The sequence below is a fragment of the Lysinibacillus sp. EB271-A1-10B genome, assembly GCF_058791335.1.
In genome coordinates, this window is the sequence record NZ_JBYTDL010000035.1 from 1 (window position 1) to 16,817 (window position 16,817).

General features: G+C 38.5%; 18 protein-coding genes, 1 tRNA gene and 1 riboswitch. Of the genes, 3 read left to right on the forward strand and 16 right to left on the reverse strand.

Features of this window, described 5'->3' with window-relative positions; translation table 11 throughout:
- Nucleotides 1-33 precede the first annotated feature (33 nt).
- A tRNA-Arg gene (locus tag AC3WSK_RS24760) sits at nucleotides 34-107 on the reverse strand.
- Between the two features lie 557 nt (nucleotides 108-664).
- On the opposite strand from AC3WSK_RS24760, the gene AC3WSK_RS24765 reads away from it, so the two are divergent.
- Nucleotides 665-1,330 (forward strand): hypothetical protein, encoded by a 666-nt coding sequence (locus AC3WSK_RS24765; protein ID WP_492412953.1) that lies wholly within the window; start codon nucleotides 665-667, stop codon nucleotides 1,328-1,330.
- A gap of 15 nt (nucleotides 1,331-1,345) precedes the next feature.
- Here the strand turns inward: AC3WSK_RS24765 and AC3WSK_RS24770 are convergent, their stop codons facing one another.
- The 13 genes from AC3WSK_RS24770 to AC3WSK_RS24830 form a co-directional block, all read right to left on the reverse strand.
- Nucleotides 1,346-2,035, reverse strand: coding sequence for a YqjF family protein (locus AC3WSK_RS24770; RefSeq protein WP_492412952.1), 690 nt, complete (start codon nucleotides 2,033-2,035; stop codon nucleotides 1,346-1,348).
- 61 nt (nucleotides 2,036-2,096) lie between these two features.
- The gene (locus AC3WSK_RS24775) at nucleotides 2,097-2,276 is read right to left on the reverse strand and encodes a DUF2639 domain-containing protein (RefSeq protein ID WP_349659277.1); all 180 of its coding nucleotides are present in this window, start codon (nucleotides 2,274-2,276) and stop codon (nucleotides 2,097-2,099) included.
- A 631-nt stretch (nucleotides 2,277-2,907) separates the two neighbouring features.
- Entirely contained in the window at nucleotides 2,908-4,368 is a 1,461-nt protein-coding gene (locus AC3WSK_RS24780; RefSeq protein WP_492412950.1) for a protein adenylyltransferase SelO, read from the reverse strand.
- A 138-nt stretch (nucleotides 4,369-4,506) separates the two neighbouring features.
- Entirely contained in the window at nucleotides 4,507-5,010 is a 504-nt protein-coding gene (locus AC3WSK_RS24785) for a metallophosphoesterase (protein WP_427483040.1), read from the reverse strand.
- A 12-nt stretch (nucleotides 5,011-5,022) separates the two neighbouring features.
- Nucleotides 5,023-5,616, reverse strand: a complete 594-nt coding sequence (locus tag AC3WSK_RS24790) for an XTP/dITP diphosphatase (protein ID WP_492412948.1) — start codon at nucleotides 5,614-5,616, stop codon at nucleotides 5,023-5,025.
- Nucleotide 5,617: 1 nt separating this feature from the next.
- Nucleotides 5,618-6,367 (reverse strand): ribonuclease PH, encoded by a 750-nt coding sequence (gene rph / locus AC3WSK_RS24795; RefSeq protein ID WP_079563156.1) that lies wholly within the window; start codon nucleotides 6,365-6,367, stop codon nucleotides 5,618-5,620.
- A 131-nt stretch (nucleotides 6,368-6,498) separates the two neighbouring features.
- Nucleotides 6,499-7,296, reverse strand: coding sequence for a glutamate racemase (gene racE, locus AC3WSK_RS24800; RefSeq protein WP_079563157.1), 798 nt, complete (start codon nucleotides 7,294-7,296; stop codon nucleotides 6,499-6,501).
- A gap of 10 nt (nucleotides 7,297-7,306) precedes the next feature.
- Complete coding sequence (locus tag AC3WSK_RS24805) at nucleotides 7,307-7,759, reverse strand: MarR family winged helix-turn-helix transcriptional regulator (protein ID WP_053484913.1); 453 nt, start codon at nucleotides 7,757-7,759, stop codon at nucleotides 7,307-7,309.
- Nucleotides 7,760-7,834: 75 nt separating this feature from the next.
- Entirely contained in the window at nucleotides 7,835-8,056 is a 222-nt protein-coding gene (locus AC3WSK_RS24810; RefSeq protein WP_004226437.1) for a helix-turn-helix domain-containing protein, read from the reverse strand.
- 169 nt (nucleotides 8,057-8,225) lie between these two features.
- Nucleotides 8,226-8,684: an acyl-CoA thioesterase gene (locus AC3WSK_RS24815; RefSeq protein ID WP_079563158.1), complete on the reverse strand. Its 459-nt coding sequence runs from the start codon at nucleotides 8,682-8,684 to the stop codon at nucleotides 8,226-8,228.
- 386 nt (nucleotides 8,685-9,070) lie between these two features.
- Nucleotides 9,071-9,850: a succinate dehydrogenase iron-sulfur subunit gene (gene sdhB, locus AC3WSK_RS24820; protein WP_079563159.1), complete on the reverse strand. Its 780-nt coding sequence runs from the start codon at nucleotides 9,848-9,850 to the stop codon at nucleotides 9,071-9,073.
- Between the two features lie 5 nt (nucleotides 9,851-9,855).
- Nucleotides 9,856-11,610 carry a succinate dehydrogenase flavoprotein subunit gene (sdhA, locus tag AC3WSK_RS24825; protein WP_079563160.1) on the reverse strand — a complete coding sequence of 585 codons (1,755 nt, stop codon included), beginning with the start codon at nucleotides 11,608-11,610 and terminating at the stop codon, nucleotides 9,856-9,858.
- Between the two features lie 66 nt (nucleotides 11,611-11,676).
- Nucleotides 11,677-12,285, reverse strand: coding sequence for a succinate dehydrogenase cytochrome b558 subunit (locus AC3WSK_RS24830; RefSeq protein ID WP_079563161.1), 609 nt, complete (start codon nucleotides 12,283-12,285; stop codon nucleotides 11,677-11,679).
- Between the two features lie 272 nt (nucleotides 12,286-12,557).
- Between AC3WSK_RS24830 and AC3WSK_RS24835 the strand changes: the two genes are divergently transcribed.
- Nucleotides 12,558-12,992 (forward strand): YslB family protein, encoded by a 435-nt coding sequence (locus AC3WSK_RS24835; protein ID WP_079563162.1) that lies wholly within the window; start codon nucleotides 12,558-12,560, stop codon nucleotides 12,990-12,992.
- Nucleotides 12,993-13,042: 50 nt separating this feature from the next.
- On the opposite strand, the gene AC3WSK_RS24840 is transcribed toward AC3WSK_RS24835, so the two are convergent.
- Nucleotides 13,043-14,302 carry a methyl-accepting chemotaxis protein gene (locus AC3WSK_RS24840; RefSeq protein WP_492412945.1) on the reverse strand — a complete coding sequence of 420 codons (1,260 nt, stop codon included), beginning with the start codon at nucleotides 14,300-14,302 and terminating at the stop codon, nucleotides 13,043-13,045.
- A 385-nt stretch (nucleotides 14,303-14,687) separates the two neighbouring features.
- Entirely contained in the window at nucleotides 14,688-15,920 is a 1,233-nt protein-coding gene (locus tag AC3WSK_RS24845; protein WP_492412943.1) for an aspartate kinase, read from the reverse strand.
- Between the two features lie 214 nt (nucleotides 15,921-16,134).
- Nucleotides 16,135-16,313: riboswitch (Lysine riboswitch) on the reverse strand.
- A 201-nt stretch (nucleotides 16,314-16,514) separates the two neighbouring features.
- On the opposite strand from AC3WSK_RS24845, the gene AC3WSK_RS24850 reads away from it, so the two are divergent.
- Nucleotides 16,515-16,748: a hypothetical protein gene (locus AC3WSK_RS24850; RefSeq protein ID WP_492412942.1), complete on the forward strand. Its 234-nt coding sequence runs from the start codon at nucleotides 16,515-16,517 to the stop codon at nucleotides 16,746-16,748.
- Nucleotides 16,749-16,817: the final 69 nt, after the last annotated feature.

A 16,817-nucleotide genomic window follows, 5' to 3' on the forward strand; every position in this document is an offset into this window, starting at 1 on the left:
TTACAACCGTTGTGGCTGTAAGGCTTGCAATGACGTCCCAGGAGGGATTCGAACCCCCGACCGACGGCTTAGAAGGCCGTTGCTCTATCCTGCTGAGCTACTGAGACATGATGTTATTTTTATGTAGTCCATATCAAGGACAATATTTATTATATGTCCTTTTTACAATAAAGTCAACATTAATTTTACTATGAAGGCAAGGTTTGCCTCATTATTAATATTATATGATTTCCTGTACCTCATTATGCCATCTCTCTACTCTACTTTTGTTAAATAATACAAAGCAAAAGACTGGTGGTAGCTAACATGTTTAAAGATTTAGTAGTTGTCGTAACTGGCGGTGCACATGGGATTGGACAGCTAATACAAAAGAACAGGATGTCTTGTTGTTCAATTCGATACTATACATATTTTAATTAATAAGGCGGGTAAATTTCAACATAAATTTTTTTATGAACATAACAGTGGATGAATGGAATGATTTGATTCAAACAAATAATTTTCTACAGGCGGCATTAATCTAATAGTTGGTGGTGGGAAGATAAAGAAAATGATGTATGAAAAACAGCCATATTCACTCCTCTCATAACATTGTCTTTTCATATATGGAAATACCTCTGAGTATTCTACAGTAGAAGGAAAAACTAGAGGGAGTGGATATACATTGTACCCATATTCAAGTGGATATTACGTTAGTCCTTTAAGTGCGTTATATAAAACTACTTCCACACAATATACTGCACCTGTTCGCCATTTTTTATTGCCGCAGAACGATCCTCGTCGCTATATCAGTAGGGCTGAAGCAGATTTTATGGCTATGAATCGTTTATTATGGATGGAGCATGTCAATTGGACGAGGATGACGATTATTAGTATAGTGTTTGGCTTACCTGATTTACCCTTTGTACAGAAGCGACTGTTACAAAATGCGACGGACTTAGGTAATTGTCTACGTCCTTTTTACGGCGACCAAATTGCTGATCGTTATACTGAGCTGGTTAAAGAACATCTTCTTATTGCTGCGCAGCTAGTAACTGCAGCTGCCAAAGGAGATACAGCAACAGCGGATGCAAAGGAAAAAGAATGGTATCGTAATGCTGACGACATTGCCATATTTTTAAGTCAAATTAATCCATACTTGAGTATGGAAGAAGTGCAAAAAATGTTCTATACACATTTAGCTTTAACAAAAAAAGAAGCCGTGACTATGATTCAGAAAAACTATCAAGAAGATGTTGAAGTTTTTGACGACATTGAAGCAGAGGCACTTGCTATGTCGGATATGATTGCAAGCGCCATTGTTAAGCAATTTTATTACCTCTTTTATTAACGTAAAATAAATTGGTTATTTCTTTTCCAAAGTTGGCGAGAAAATTTTAGCCAGTTTACTCTTCGAATAATGAGCAATCGGTTGAAAGCCTTGTATTAATTCCTTCACAAATGGCGCTATTGTATTGCTTTCAATATTAACGTGGACTCGTTGTAGCTGCCATGGCAGATGCTCTATGTCTATGCGAAATAAAGAATTTTTCCATTTTGACCAAGAATGATAACGTTCCACTAACCATTTATCAAAGGTAGAACTAATTATTTCACTGGCAATCGGTTGATATGAAATTTTCAGCCTTTCTGCCAGTGCACCGTAATATAAACTTGCAAACGAAAAATTGTTCTCATTTTGTTTTATAGATATTTTAGAATGGCGATATGTTAAACCGCCCTTTTTAGCTATTTGGACAATAAAGCGATTCGTAATATCTGAATTTAAAAAATAGACTCCCTTCATGCCGTTATATGTAACATATGTCCGGACATTTAACTGCAAATAGGAATCCACTCCTGGTAATGGTGGTAGGAATCTTAGTCGTTGTCCATTAACTTTAAAAAGGACAACACTAAGCCAAGCGTTATTTTCATAGAGGTCCAATTGTAACTCTTGCGGAATGTACTGCTCTAAATCCTTTGGTGCTACCGGCCAATGTAAGAACAACACATCTTGCCAAATTTGCGTCAAAACCCATGATTTACTCCACATAAAATAACTCCTTTCTGTAGTTAAATTATTTCCTACGAAGGAGTTATTCAAACGAACATGATTATTTTTGTTCTGAATCTAACGTTTCCGTTTCTTTTTCAACATATCGGTAATATAAATTACGCAGTTCGGATTCTTTATAATTGCCTAAATGACTTTTAAATTGTGGATGCACCAAAATACCATGATCTCGAAGTTGCTTTACAAACCAACCTTTTGAATACTTATGCACTGTACACATTCCCCTTCACTACTATTCATACATAGCGTATGCTCAGGAATTTATGTAGTGACAATTTTTAAAAAATAAAAAACGAAGAATTTATCCTTCGTTTTCAATGAAATTAAAATGTCATATTCAGGTATGGCTCTTCTACAAAACGAGGGGTTGATTTCCGTTCCGACCGGGCGCTTTGTTGTTGCTGTCGCTACGCTTTCGCACAGTGCATAGCTTCCTGGGGGCGTCCGATGAGCCGCTTCGCTGCAGGGTCTCGGGCCAACAGATGTTTTTTGCGCGAAAGCGTGAGTGCAACGTAGCGACAGCAGAGGTTTTTGTTTGTGCGAAAGCGCAGCGGCAGCAACAGCACAACGTTGGTCACGAAGGCGTTATCACAGGATGTGATGGTTTTAGCCTTCGTACCTCTATCGCTAATCCCCAAGGAGTCGCCCAGTCGTAACGAAGATCAACCACTTCACTTAGCATGTCCTCTGCCATATACTCAAATTTTATCGTGATAAAAAGAAATTTCAGTTAGATGCATTTTCGTGCGAAAGCAATGCGTTGAGCGATATTGTTTATCTGTGCTCAGAAATACCTTCGATTAAAGCGCCCCAACACTCATAAAAATTTCCTTGGCAATTGTACTTTCAACTTATGTGCCACAAAACGTGCGATATGGTTGGTTAGATGGTGTTGGTAATGTCGCGTATTTCTGCTGCTCTTTAGAATGGGCAAAAGGTTGAGCAAGAGCTTCTAGTAATCGCTCCATTACACTATAGTCTTCCTGTTCAACAGCAGCCTCTAATGCTTCTTCTACTCGGTGGTTTCGTGGAATAACCGCTGGATTGTGCTCACGCATTAATTGCTGAGACATGTCTTTTGTTTCTTGCTGTCTTTCTAGTCTTCCAAGCCAATTTTTATGCCATTCTTTAAATTCTTCTGTACTAAACAACGCTGATTCAGTGAATTTTTCAAAGGTTAATTCGATAAATGTATTCGTATAGTCTGCTTGATGTTGTTGCATTAACTTTAGAAGTTCTTCAATAAGTGCCACGTCCTGATCTTCTTCGTTGAATATCCCTAGCTTTGCTCGCATACCTGCTATCCAGTTGGCATAATACAATTGAGGATATTGCTTTAGAGCCTCTTGAGCTACTTGTATAGCTTCTTCCTCATCCTCATGGATTAACGTTATTAATGATTCGGCAAATCGTGTTAAATTCCATCCTCCGATATTAGGCTGGTTACCATATGCATAACGTCCTTGTCGATCAATCGAGCTAAATACTGTCGCTGGATCATAAGTATCCATGAAAGCACAAGGACCATAATCAATCGTCTCCCCACTAATGGTCATATTATCTGTGTTCATGACCCCGTGAATAAAACCAACTAGCTGCCATTTTGCAATAAGAGACGCTTGTTTCTTTATAACTTCTTGTAGTAGGGTTAAATAACGATTTTGAGCTTTATCAGCATTGGGAAAGTGCCGTTCTAAAGCATAATCTGCCAATGCTTTTAGCTCCTCCTCCGTTCCAAAATTCGCTCCATATTGGAAAGTTCCAACACGCAAATGACTGCTTGCAATACGCGTTAAAACTGCACCTGGAAGCTCTGTTTCGCGGAGAATCGTTTCGCCTGTAGTCACGACAGCTAAACTTCGAGTAGTTGGAATGCCAAGTGCATACATAGCTTCACTCATAATATATTCACGTAGCATTGGACCAAGTGCTGCTCTGCCATCTCCTCCGCGGGAATAAGGCGTTCTTCCTGAGCCTTTTAGTGCGATATCAAAGCGTTCATGAGCTAGTGTTAGTTGTTCACCTAATAACAGTGCTCTTCCGTCTCCTAGCATATTAAAATGACCAAATTGATGCCCTGCATAAGCTTGTGCAATGGGTGTGCCTCCGGTCGGATTGGAGTTACCTGCAAAAATTGCTACCGCTTCTTCGCTTTGCAGAGCATTGCTGTTTAATCCAAGTGAATTGGCTACTGATTCATTTAACATGATTAACTTTGATGAGCAAACTGGATTTAAATTGATTGTTGTATAATAAATGCTTGGTAGGCGGGTATAGCTATTATCAAAATTCCATCCCATTTTATTTTCCATGTTTTCTCCTTCGTATCGTTTATATTTATTTTTTCTACTTCATCATAAACAATTCATAGCCATTTTTACCATTTGTACTGATTCCGGGATAAAACAAAAAACGCTTAGAGTTTCTATAACTTAAGCGTTTTTATTTCATCATTTTCGCATAAACTTGTGGGTGGAAAGACAGCTATTATCATCCGTAAAGAACTTTACTTCAAAATAAGTATCTTCAACCTCTACAAGGGCAAAGCTTTTTTCTTTACGACCCCGTGGTTTTAATAAGCTCCCCGGATTTAAAAATAATACATCATCAATCATTTCCGCCCCAAGAACATGAGAGTGACCAAAGCACGCAATTTGCGCGTTTACTTCTTTGGCACGATAGGATAAAGACAAGATAGAAGTTTTAACATTGAATAAATGGCCATGTGTGACAAAGATTGTAGCATCCTCTAAATCGAATACTTCCTCATCAGGGAAAGCTTTATCAATGTCACAATTACCTCGTACTTTCTTCATTCCCTCTAATGCTTTATGGGAGAAAGGAAGCTCACTATCTCCACAATGAATGACTGCATCGACATTTGGGTAAAAGCCACGAACTTTTTCAATCACATTACTATCGCCATGTGTATCACTCATGACAAGTATTTGCATGGATATCACCTCTTATTTTATAAGATTAGGTAATTGTTCCTTTAACTTACGAATCGCATTCCCACGGTGGGAAATTGCTCCTTTTTCATCGGCTGAAAGCTCTGCCATCATGCGGTTTAAGCTTGGGACAAAGAAGACTGGATCATAACCAAATCCGTTTGTGCCACGTTTTTCGTGAGCAATAACACCTTCACAAGTACCAAAAACTGTTGTCGTCTCAAAACCAGGCCCTGCAATAGCAATGCAACAGCAAAAGCGTGCTGAACGCTTTTCATCTTCGACATTTTTTAAGTTTTCTAGTAGTTTAACCATGTTCGCTTCATCATCATGATCACCAGCATAACGTGCAGAATACACGCCTGGTTCACCATTTAATGCATCCACAGCTAAGCCACTATCATCAGCAATAACAATTGTACCAAGCTCTTTTGCTAATGTTTCTGCCTTTAGGATAGCATTTTCCTCAAAGGTAGTGCCTGTTTCGTCTATTTCCATCTCTGGGGCAACATCAAACATCGTTACAACTTCATAGCCAAGTGGTCCAAATAACGCTTCGAAATCTTTTGCTTTTCCTTTATTTTTTGTCGCAATTACTACTTGTTTCATGTTATTCATTACCTCCCACTTTGTTAGCTAATTCACCTAGTGTCTCTTTTTGAAGTGCAATCAATTGTTGAATGCCCTTTTCACCTAACTCCAGTAGTTCATTTAACTCTTCACGAGAGAAGGTTGCTTCTTCACCTGTACCTTGAAGCTCAACAAATCGTCCTGCTCCTGTCATGACGATATTCATATCTACAGCAGCAGCGACATCTTCTACATAGTTCAAGTCTAAAACGGCCCCATGATCCTCTACAATACCAACACTTGTTGCAGCTAAATAGTCTGTTACTGGGAATTTTTTTAATTGTTTTTCTTCAGCAAACTTAGCAATTGCCTGTGTCATCGCTACAAATGCTCCTGTAATTGAAGCTGTACGTGTCCCGCCGTCTGCTTGAATCACATCACAGTCAATCCACACAGTTCGTTCACCAAGTGCTTCTAAATCCACGACTGCACGTAATGCACGACCGATTAATCGTTGAATTTCCATTGTGCGGCCATTGACTTTGCCACGAGAAGATTCGCGTGCTGTACGCTGTGCTGTCGCACGAGGTAGCATCGAGTATTCTGCAGTGATCCATCCTTTGCCTTGTCCACGTAAAAAACCAGGAACCTTATCTTCAATCGTTGCTGTACAAATTACTTTCGTATTACCTACTTGAATTAAAACTGAGCCTTCTGGGTGCAATAAATACTCACTATCTATTTTCACTGGACGCAGTGCATCTACATTTCTTCCATCAAATCTTGTCATATTTTTCGTTCCTCCTAAAAACTTTCGCGCACTCATCTTAACATAATTTTGATCTTCAAAAAAGTGCTCATTCCCTATGTACCATGCTAAAAACGTCAAAAATCAGCCTAGCTCATAGCTAAGCTGATTTTTTATTTTAATGTCATACGTTTTATTTGAAGAGTACCTTGCTCAAGCCAATTTTCAGCAATTGAACGGAAAATTGGCACAGAACCCGTTGCATAAAATCTATGAACAGGCACAGTGTCTGGGTCAGCCAAAGTGCCATTATAAGCAAGCATTTCTTGAACATCCTTTGCTGTTTCCTCTGCGGAAGATAGCACAAAAACTTCTTCTCCCACAACAGCTTCAATTTGTTTTTGCAAAATTGGATAATGCGTACATCCTAGTATTACCGTATCAAATTGTTCATTTTTCAGTGGCTTTAAGCCTTCCGCAATTAATTCATTTGCAAATTCACCTTTATATTCGCCACTTTCTACAAGTGGTACGAATGTTGGACAAGCAAGTGGAATAATATGAGTTGACGTATTCAGTGATAATAAGGCTTCCTCATACGCCCCACTTTTAATTGTTCCTTCAGTTGCAAGCACAACGACTTCATGTCGCTTCGTTTTCTTTACAGCTGCACGTGCGCCAGCATTAATAACGCCTAGTACCGGAAAAGGCATATTTCTTTGTAAACTTTCGAGTGCTACTGCAGTCGCTGTATTACAAGCAATGACGAGCATTTTGATATTCATTTTTTCTAGTGCTTTAGCCATTTGCCAAGTAAAATTCCGCACTTCTTGTCGAGTTCTTGGACCATACGGACATCTTGCTGTATCACCAATGTAATAGATCGTTTCATTTGGTAATCGCTTCATTATTTCTTTTGCTACGGTTAAACCGCCTACTCCTGAGTCAATAACGCCTATCGGGGCATTCATACTTTCCGCCTCAATCCTGTTTCATGTGTACATGTAGTTTTTCTAAATAGCTTGATAATTGCGCGACTTCTTGTTCGTTAAAACCAACAAGCTTCTCTTGCAAATATTGCTGTCTTTTTTCAATAACCTCTTGAATAATACGTTCGCCCTTTTCGAGAAGATGAACAACAACGACACGACGATCATTTTCGTCACGCACTCGCTTCACTAATTCATTTTTCTCCATACGGTCCACTAAATCTGTTGTTGTACTAAAAGCTAAGTATAGTCGATTTGACAGGTCGCCAATTGTTATATCGCCAAGCTCTTCTAACCACTGTAATGCAACAAATTGTGGCGGCGTAATCGCATATTGCGAAACAATCTCTCTTCCTTTTTGCTTCACAATCGCCGCTATATAGCGTAATTCCTTTTCAACCGTTGCAACGGTTTCAGGTGAGTGTTTTGTTACTTCATCCGACATATAACTATTTCACTCCTAAAAATACGTTGAATAGTTCTATTTTGTCGTTTTTTTTCTAAAATAGCAAGTGTCCTTTTAGTCTAATTTAAATTCTTCTAAGCGTAACAGCTCAATTAACGCTTGAGATCGATTTGTTACACCTAACTTTTGAATTGTATTGGAAATGTGATTTCGCACTGTTTTTTCACTAATACCAAGTTGCTCTGCAATATCCCTCGTTGTTTTTTCAGCTAATAAAAGCGCAAATATTTCACGTTCTCGGTTTGTTAAAAGAGAACGATGATGAGAGCCATTCATTTTCAGTTACACCCTCCTCCCCCGCACGTATTGTAACTTATGTTAAGGAATGAGGAGCGGTGACGGCTATTTTCATTAATATCTCGTGTTTCCTAAAAAAAAATCGGAAATTGCTTCCATAAAAGAATAAATTCAATGGGAAAATGCAATTTCAACCGTCGACAGATCATTAAATAATCACCAAGCTTGCTAGCTGAGTTTTTGTCTCTTCAGATAAGGGTACACTCTTCCCAGTTCGAGGGTTCATTTGCACAACCGTCCCCCTACCTGTAAAGCAAACCTCATCATGCTGATTTTTCGCTAAATAATGAATATCCATTGATGAGTTCCCTACTGTCGCTACTTTCGTGTAAATTCTGAGCACATCATCAAAGAAAACTTGCTTCACGTAATCACACTGTAAGTCAGCTACAATCGGAATCCCCTCTACATTTTCATCCATTGCTGATGGCATGAGAACACCTAAATGGCGGAAATAATCAATTCGTGCCTGTTCAAAATATGTAAAGCTAACTGTATTATTCATATGACCGTACATATCCGTTTCTGAAAAACGTACACGGATCTCAATATAAAATGCAAAATCCTTAGTCCATTCCTGAAAATCTCCGATATAATTTGCTTTCATCTTAGCCATCCCCCTAATTTTCATTCGCCTCTTCCCAAACAGTAAACAGTAGAAGGAATTAGCAATTGATAAATGAATATGCATTCATTATAAAGCAAAATACTATTTTATCATAGAAAATTTACATTTTAGCTCGTTATATTTAAAAATTCCTTATTTTATGCAATGAAATCTTTCTATGCTGTACTTAAATCATCATTTTTAGTTTTTCTTAAAAGTACCCCCTATTGAGAACTTCCTATCATGCGAAACATTAGTCAGCGGGAGTTTTATCAGTCTTTACAAATCGGGCATTTACAAGTAGTTAATCTATAAACTTATTTGATAATTTCCATAGAAAAAAACTCCCTCACACATTGAGTGTAAGGGAGTAAAAGCTTGTACTATTAGTCAACGTAGTGGTCAGAACCGAAGAAGTTACGGAACATTTGCACTGTAGTTGCACGGTTTAATGATGCGATAGATGTTGTTAAAGGAATACCTTTTGGACAAGCAGCAACACAGTTTTGTGAGTTACCGCAGTTTGCAAGGCCTCCATCACCCATGATCGTATTTAAACGTTGGTCTTTAATCATTGCACCAGTTGGGTGAGTATTGAAAAGACGCACTTGTGATAATGGTGCAGGTCCGATGAATGAAGCTTTTTCAGACACGTTTGGACATGCTTCCATACATACACCACAAGTCATACATTTAGATAATTCATAAGCCCATTGACGTTTACCTTCTGGCATACGTGGACCTTCACCTAAATCATAAGTACCATCGATTGGAACCCATGCTTTAACTTTTTTAAGTGCATTGAACATACGTTCACGGTCAACTTGTAAGTCACGAATAACTGGGAAAGTTTTCATAGGCTCAAGTTTAATTGGCTCAGTCAATTGGTCAACAAGTGTTGAACAAGATTGACGTGGGCGTCCATTAATAACCATTGAACATGCACCACAAACTTCTTCAAGACAGTTCATATCCCATGCAACTGGTGTTGTTTTTTCACCATTTGACATAACCGGGTTCTTTTGAATTTCCATTAATACAGAAATGACGTTCATACCATGACGGTAAGGAATGTCAAATTTCTGCCAGTAGCCGTTGCCACCTTGTGTATCTTGACGTAAAATTTCAACTTTGACCATTCTTCCAGTATTAGCTGCGATATTCATAATTCTTAGTCTCCTTTCGCAGAGTAATCACGTTTACGTGGTGGAATTAATGAAACGTCGACTTCTTGGTACGTGATAATTGGATCACCAGTAGTTGGGTCAAATTTCGCCATTGTAGTTTTTAAGAACTGCTCATCATCACGGTTCGGGAAATCTGGTTTATAGTGTGCACCACGAGATTCGTTACGTAATAATGCACCTTTTGTCATTACTTTTGCTAGGTAAATCATATTTTTCAACTGACGCGTAAAGTGAGCACCTTGGTTACTCCATTTTTGTGTATCATTGATGTTAATGTTTTCCCAACGTTTTTGGAATTCATCAAGTTTATTCAATGTATCTTGAAGTTGATCGTTGTAACGTACTACTGTCATAGTAGCTGTCATCATTTCGCCAAGCTCTTTATGAAGTAAGTAAGCGTTTTCTGTGCCATCCATTTTCATGACAGCATCCCATTTTTCTTGCTCTTCTTTTACGCGAGCATCATAAATTTCTTGCGGAAGATCTTCAGCATGCTTTTTAAGATGTTTAACGTAATCTACTGCATTTGGTCCAGCAACCATACCGCCATAGATAGCAGATAATAATGAGTTCGCACCAAGACGGTTTGCACCATGTTGAGAATAATCACATTCACCTGCTGCAAATAGACCAGGAATTTCAGTCATTTGGTTATAGTCTACCCATAATCCACCCATTGAGTAGTGAACTGCCGGGAATATTTTCATTGGTAATTTACGTGGGTCATCCCCTACGAATTTTTCGTAGATCTCGATGATACCACCTAGTTTAACGTCTAATTCATGCGGATCTTTATGAGAAAGATCTAGGTATACCATGTTTTCGCCGTTAATACCAAGTTTTTGGTTTACACAAACGTCGAAAATTTCACGTGTTGCAATATCACGTGGTACTAAGTTACCATATGCAGGATATTTTTCTTCTAGGAAGTACCAAGGTTTACCGTCTTTGTAAGTCCAAATACGGCCACCTTCACCACGAGCTGATTCTGACATTAGACGGTTTTTGTCATCTCCAGGAATCGCTGTTGGGTGAATTTGAATGAACTCACCATTCGCGTATGAAGCACCTTGTTGGTAAACGATAGAAGCAGCAGAACCTGTATTAATTACAGAGTTTGTTGTTTTACCGAAGATAATACCAGGGCCACCAGTCGCCATAATAACAGCGTCTGCACGGAATGATTTGATTTCTTCTGTACGCATATCTTGCGCTACGATACCACGACAAACGCCGTCAGGATCGACTACTGCACCAAGGAATTCCCAGTGCTCATATTTGTTCACTAAACCAGCTACTTCGTGAGAGCGAACTTGCTCGTCTAGTGCGTATAGTAATTGCTGACCCGTTGTTGCACCTGAGAAGGCTGTACGGTGCATTAAAGTACCACCGAAACGACGGAAGTCAAGAAGACCTTCTGGTGTACGGTTGAACATTACACCCATACGGTCCATTAAGTGAATAATACCAGGGGCTGCATCACACATACCCTTAACTGGTGGTTGGTTCGCTAAGAAGTCCCCACCGTATACTGTATCATCAAAGTGGATCCAAGGAGAATCCCCTTCACCTTTTGTATTTACCGCACCATTAATTCCGCCCTGCGCACATACAGAGTGTGAGCGTTTTACAGGAACTAATGAGAATAAATCAACTTCAGTACCAACTTCAGCTGCTTTAATCGTTGCCATCAGACCAGCTAAACCGCCGCCGACAACAATTATTTTGCTTTTCGCCATGATTATTTCTCACTCCTCTTAAAAAATTGCAATGATTGCATGTACTCTATAGTAGCTTCTATAAAATTAAACGAAAGCTAAAATAGCAGCCACACCAACTACACTTAGAATTACGAAAATAATGTTTGTTACATAAGTAGCAATCTTTTGAGACTGAGGAGATTGTACAATACCCCAGCTTACTAAGAATGCCCATAAACCGTTAGATAAGTGGAAAGTTGCTGATATAATACCAACGATGTAGAATCCAAGCATGAATGGATTAGAAACGATCTCCGCCATCATGTCGTAATCAACTTCTGCACCAAGTGCTTTTTGAATACGAGTTTGGAAAATATGCCATGCAATGAAAATCACTAAGAATACACCAGTGAAACGTTGTAATGAGAACATCCAGTTACGGTATGTGCTGAAACGTCCTGTATTTGGTGTAGCAGTGAATGCAATGAAGACACCATAAAATGCGTGGAACATTAATGGAATATAGATGACAATCCATTCAACTAGGATAAGGAATGGAATCTTTTCCATATTTGCGGTAGCTGCGTTGTAACTTTCTGCTCCGCCTGTTGCTGTAAAGTTAATTAACAGGTGCATCGTTAAAAACAGACCTACTGGAATGATACCAAGTAGAGAATGTAAGCGACGCCATAAAAACTCTCGATCTTTCGACAAGACTGTTACCCCCCTTAGTACTTAAAATATCACAACAAAAGAAGTCATCATTTTGTAACTGATACTTCATTGACTGTGTATTTCATCATGGTACAATATTATGACATGTTTATTGTACTCTCAAGAGCTACGAGCGTCAAGGCAACTAAGAGTTTTTCGTATTCCTTATTAAAGTAATAATCTAGTACATGATGCATCGTTTTTTCTCGATAAATCTATCTTTACTTTATCAGCGTCAAATTATAAGAAAATTCTAAGAAAGAAGGATTTAAATGTTAAACACTTCATCACCTACAATCTCAGCTTTTGGCTATGAGATAATTCGCGATTATATTTTATCTTCCATTCTTGGTAAACATGAAGGTGATGTTCTTTACTGGGCAGGAAAAGACCTAGCACGGAAGTTCCCATGTAAAAGTCAAGATGAACTTATCGCATTTTTCGCAGATGCCTGCTGGGGTAATTTAGAGCTTGTCAAGGAATCGAAGGATGGACGTACATTCCAGTTGACAAATGATCCAGAACTGTTACAAATCGGTCTTCGTAGCTTTAGACTCGAGGCAGGATTTATAGCTGAACAAATCCAGCAAGCAAAAGGTTACTTAACCGAATGCTATGATGAAAAACGTGAAAAGCAACAGAACGTTACATTTACAGTTAAATGGGACGTCAAGGAACGAATCATGAACACCGTTCCTTCAGAATAAAACGAAAAGGATTGTCATTCCAAATTTATGGATGACAATCCTTTTAATATTTATAACAGGGCATGTCTTTCTTTTAAAAGTACATCTATTAACGAAATAAACGCTTCTAAAATATTTAGTGAGTATTGAATCATTTCCTCTAAGTTTTTGATTGACAATTCATTCACTAATTTTTGTGCAGCTATATGTACTAATTCATGAGGTTGTTCTATATGAAGATATTCTGGTAAATTCCGATATTCTTCAAAATGGCCATAATACCATTCTCCAAACTTACATTCATGATGCGTTTTTATAATTTCTTTATGGCCAGCCTTTTGTATAGCATTTCTTAAAAAGCTTGCATGATCCATTAACCTTGCTGCCAATTGGCTAACTACCGTTTGCTCTTTGGGCTTACGGATTGTAGGGGCGATAACTTTTAGCATTTCAGATACTTGATTTTGTATTATATCCGAGAAATCACTAGTATGAGATAATTCCGTCGTTGTTTCTGCTAAACGTCCTACAGCTATTACATTTCCTTCTGATGCGACTGTTATTTGATCAATGCCATGTGCTGTTTCTTCAATATTTTTACTTGTTACAGTCAAATTAGTAATATTGTTCTTCATGATACTTAAAAAGTCCGTTAAATAATGTTCGACTTCTTTGATATTTGTTATTGTATTATGTAATTTCTTATCAATGACTGATCGAATCTTCGTCATTTCTTGCAATGAACCTTTCGAGCTGTTAGCTAACTTCCCTACCTCCATCGCAACAACATTAAATCCTTTTCCATGCTCACCAGCACGTGCAGCTTCTATAGAAGCATTTAAAGATAGTAGTTGTGTTTGATCAGCAATCCCAGTTACATCTTTTCCAATTTCATCCATTTTAGTTATTTCATTATACAACTGCTCTGTTGAATGAGCTCCTTTAGACAGCAACTCCTGAACCAGTTCACCTTTTGTAATGGACGATTCCATTTCCTCTACAAGGAGTAATGAATGTTGTTTGATTTCTTGAATGTTTGCATTAACATTTTGCTCAACTGCAAGTATCTCTTCTGTATTTGACGACATTTCTTCACTCATTGCTGAAATATCCCCTACACTTGCTGAGACATTTTGAACCTTTAAAGCCGTTTGAAAATTTATTAACTCCATATGTGCAAGTACAAAGTCTAAAATCGCATTTTTCACATCAATACTGTCCTGCTCAAGTTCTAATTCCAGAATTCGCTTTTTTAATATTTTTATTTCTAAATCGTTGTGTTGCTCAACGCTTTCATCCACTGGCTTTTGAAACAAACCGAATAACACCATATTAACTCCCACCTTCCCCTTGGAAAAACATGTCACATTTTATTATATAATAATAAAATTAGATAAAGTATGAAATTAATGTAAACAAAAAAAGATGTGCCATTTAATGACACATCCTATTCAATATTATATGTAAAGCGCTTGTTCTAAAATCAATTATGCCTCGGCATAATTGCGTCCGGAATCGGTTTTGAGCTTAGGCCAGCAGATGTTTTTTGTGCGGAAGCGCAGTGCTAACGTAGCGTCAGCAACACGAGGGCCGACACGATGTCGGTCATTTCGGTAATGCCACAGGACGTGGCGTTCTTAGACTGAGTTCCTTTATTTCAGCAAATATTTGGATACCCTCTGAAAAGTGACTTAAAGGAGATTTCTGTACCTGTCGCTACGCTTTCGGAGACATTTGCTGAAAGAGGTTAAATTCGTCATGTAATGCATTTGCTGCACGAATCATTTCGTCCTGAGGAACAACGACAGACACTTTTATTTCAGAAGTACTTACCATTTTTACAGGGATATCTTCACGACGTAAACGATCAAACATACGGGCAGCCACCCCCGGATTAGATGCCATTCCTGAACCAATAATAGAAACTTTCGCTAAACCGATTTCAAAATCAGCAAAACTAAACCCTAGTGATACTTTACTATCTTCTAGGACACGTAATGCATCAGCGAACTCCTCTTTTAAAATAGTGAATGATACAGTCGGCTTTAAGCCATCAATTATTGCTTGTACGATTATATCAACGTTTATGCGATTTTCTGCAAGTATTGTGAATATATCTGCTAACGAAGCATTAGAATAAGCATCATACCCTACCGTGAGGCGAATAACGTCTGACTCATAGGCAACACCACGGACAATTAAATTTTTCTCCATTTCAACTTCCTCCTTCAATAAAGTACCTTCTGTATCTTTTTCGCTTGACCGAATGGTAACTGGGATTTGAAACTTCTTTGCTATTTCTACAGCCCGTGGGTGTAAAATTTGTGATCCTAAGTTTGATAGCTCTAGCATTTCATCATAGGAAATTTCTTTTAACTTTTGTGCCCCGGCAACCTGACTTGGATCAGCTGTATAGACTCCATCCACATTCGTATAAATATCTACGCGCTCCGCCTCTAAAGCTGCAGCAATAGCTAAAGCCGTCGTCTCCGCACCACCTTTACCAAGCGTCGTAATATTCCGTGAATTATTGATTCCCTGTCCCCCTGCAATGACGACGATTTTTCCCCGAGTAAAATACTCTTCTATTCGACTAGCTTCTAGCCCATCAATTCGTGCATTGCCATACACCTCATCAGTTTGAATACCTGCTTGCCAGCCTGTTAATGACACTGCATCATAACCTTCTTCCTGCAAAGCAATTGCCACTAATGCACATGATAGTTGTGAGCTTGTTGTCAATAGTACGTCTAGTTCATGTTTAGACGCATTGTCCGATAGATTACAAGCCATCTTTGCTAATTCTTTAGACGTCCCTCTCATTGCTGTAGTGACAACGACAATATCAAAACCACTTTCCTTTTGTGCAATCACCTTTTTCGCAACATCTTGAATGTGTTCAGATGATGCTAATGCAGCACCACCAAATTTCATCACAATTCTATCCATCTTCATTCTCCTTCGTATTTAATCATTTCGCTGATTATAAAGTAGCTATAACTTTGCAGCTATTCACAAAAAATATCGCAAAAGCAAATAACACCCTTCAACTCTTAGGTAAGAGTAACAGCCTTGAAAAAATGTTGTTTCGAGGAATCTAAAAAGGCAGCTCTCACATAACGTGAAAGCTGCCTATAACATGTACAATAAAAGTAACTTGCGCATGTGTGATAGCTCTCCGAAACGTTTAGAATCGACAGTCTTACATCTCTTAAATGTAAAACCAGCACAACATCGGAAACAACGATGCTCCACTTCGGCAAGTTCCCCTTTCATACATTTTCACTGGACTTGTTCGTCCTCGTATGTACTACTCTTGAACCTTGCACCTCTATCATCACTAAAAAGTGATTGTATTTAATTGAATCTTAGCGAAGAAATTTCCAATTTAATAAGTAGAAACTACTTAAAAACTAAGATGCTGTGTATGACATTGCTATATTGAATAGCTATGTTATATACAAACCTTAGCATACGTCTAATCCTTTGACAATGTCTCTTGTATAAAATCAATTTCGCCTTGGCGTAATTGTAGCTACGACTTTGCTTTCGCTACAGATAAACAATGCGTCCGAAATCGGCTTTGTGCTTAGGCCTGCAGATGTTTTTTGTGCGAAAGCGAAGCGACAGCAACATGTTTTTGTCTGTGCGAAAGCGAAGCGACAGCAACAACACGAGGGCCGACAGGTTGTCGGTCATTTCGGTAATGCCACAGGACGTGGCGTTTTTACCGATGAAGGTCAGTTAACCGTTATCGCACGGATGCGATGGTTTTAGGCTAACATCCCCTGTGAACTCTTTTCCGATTCCGTGAGATCCGCCGGAGGCTCTATTTTCATTCAGCAA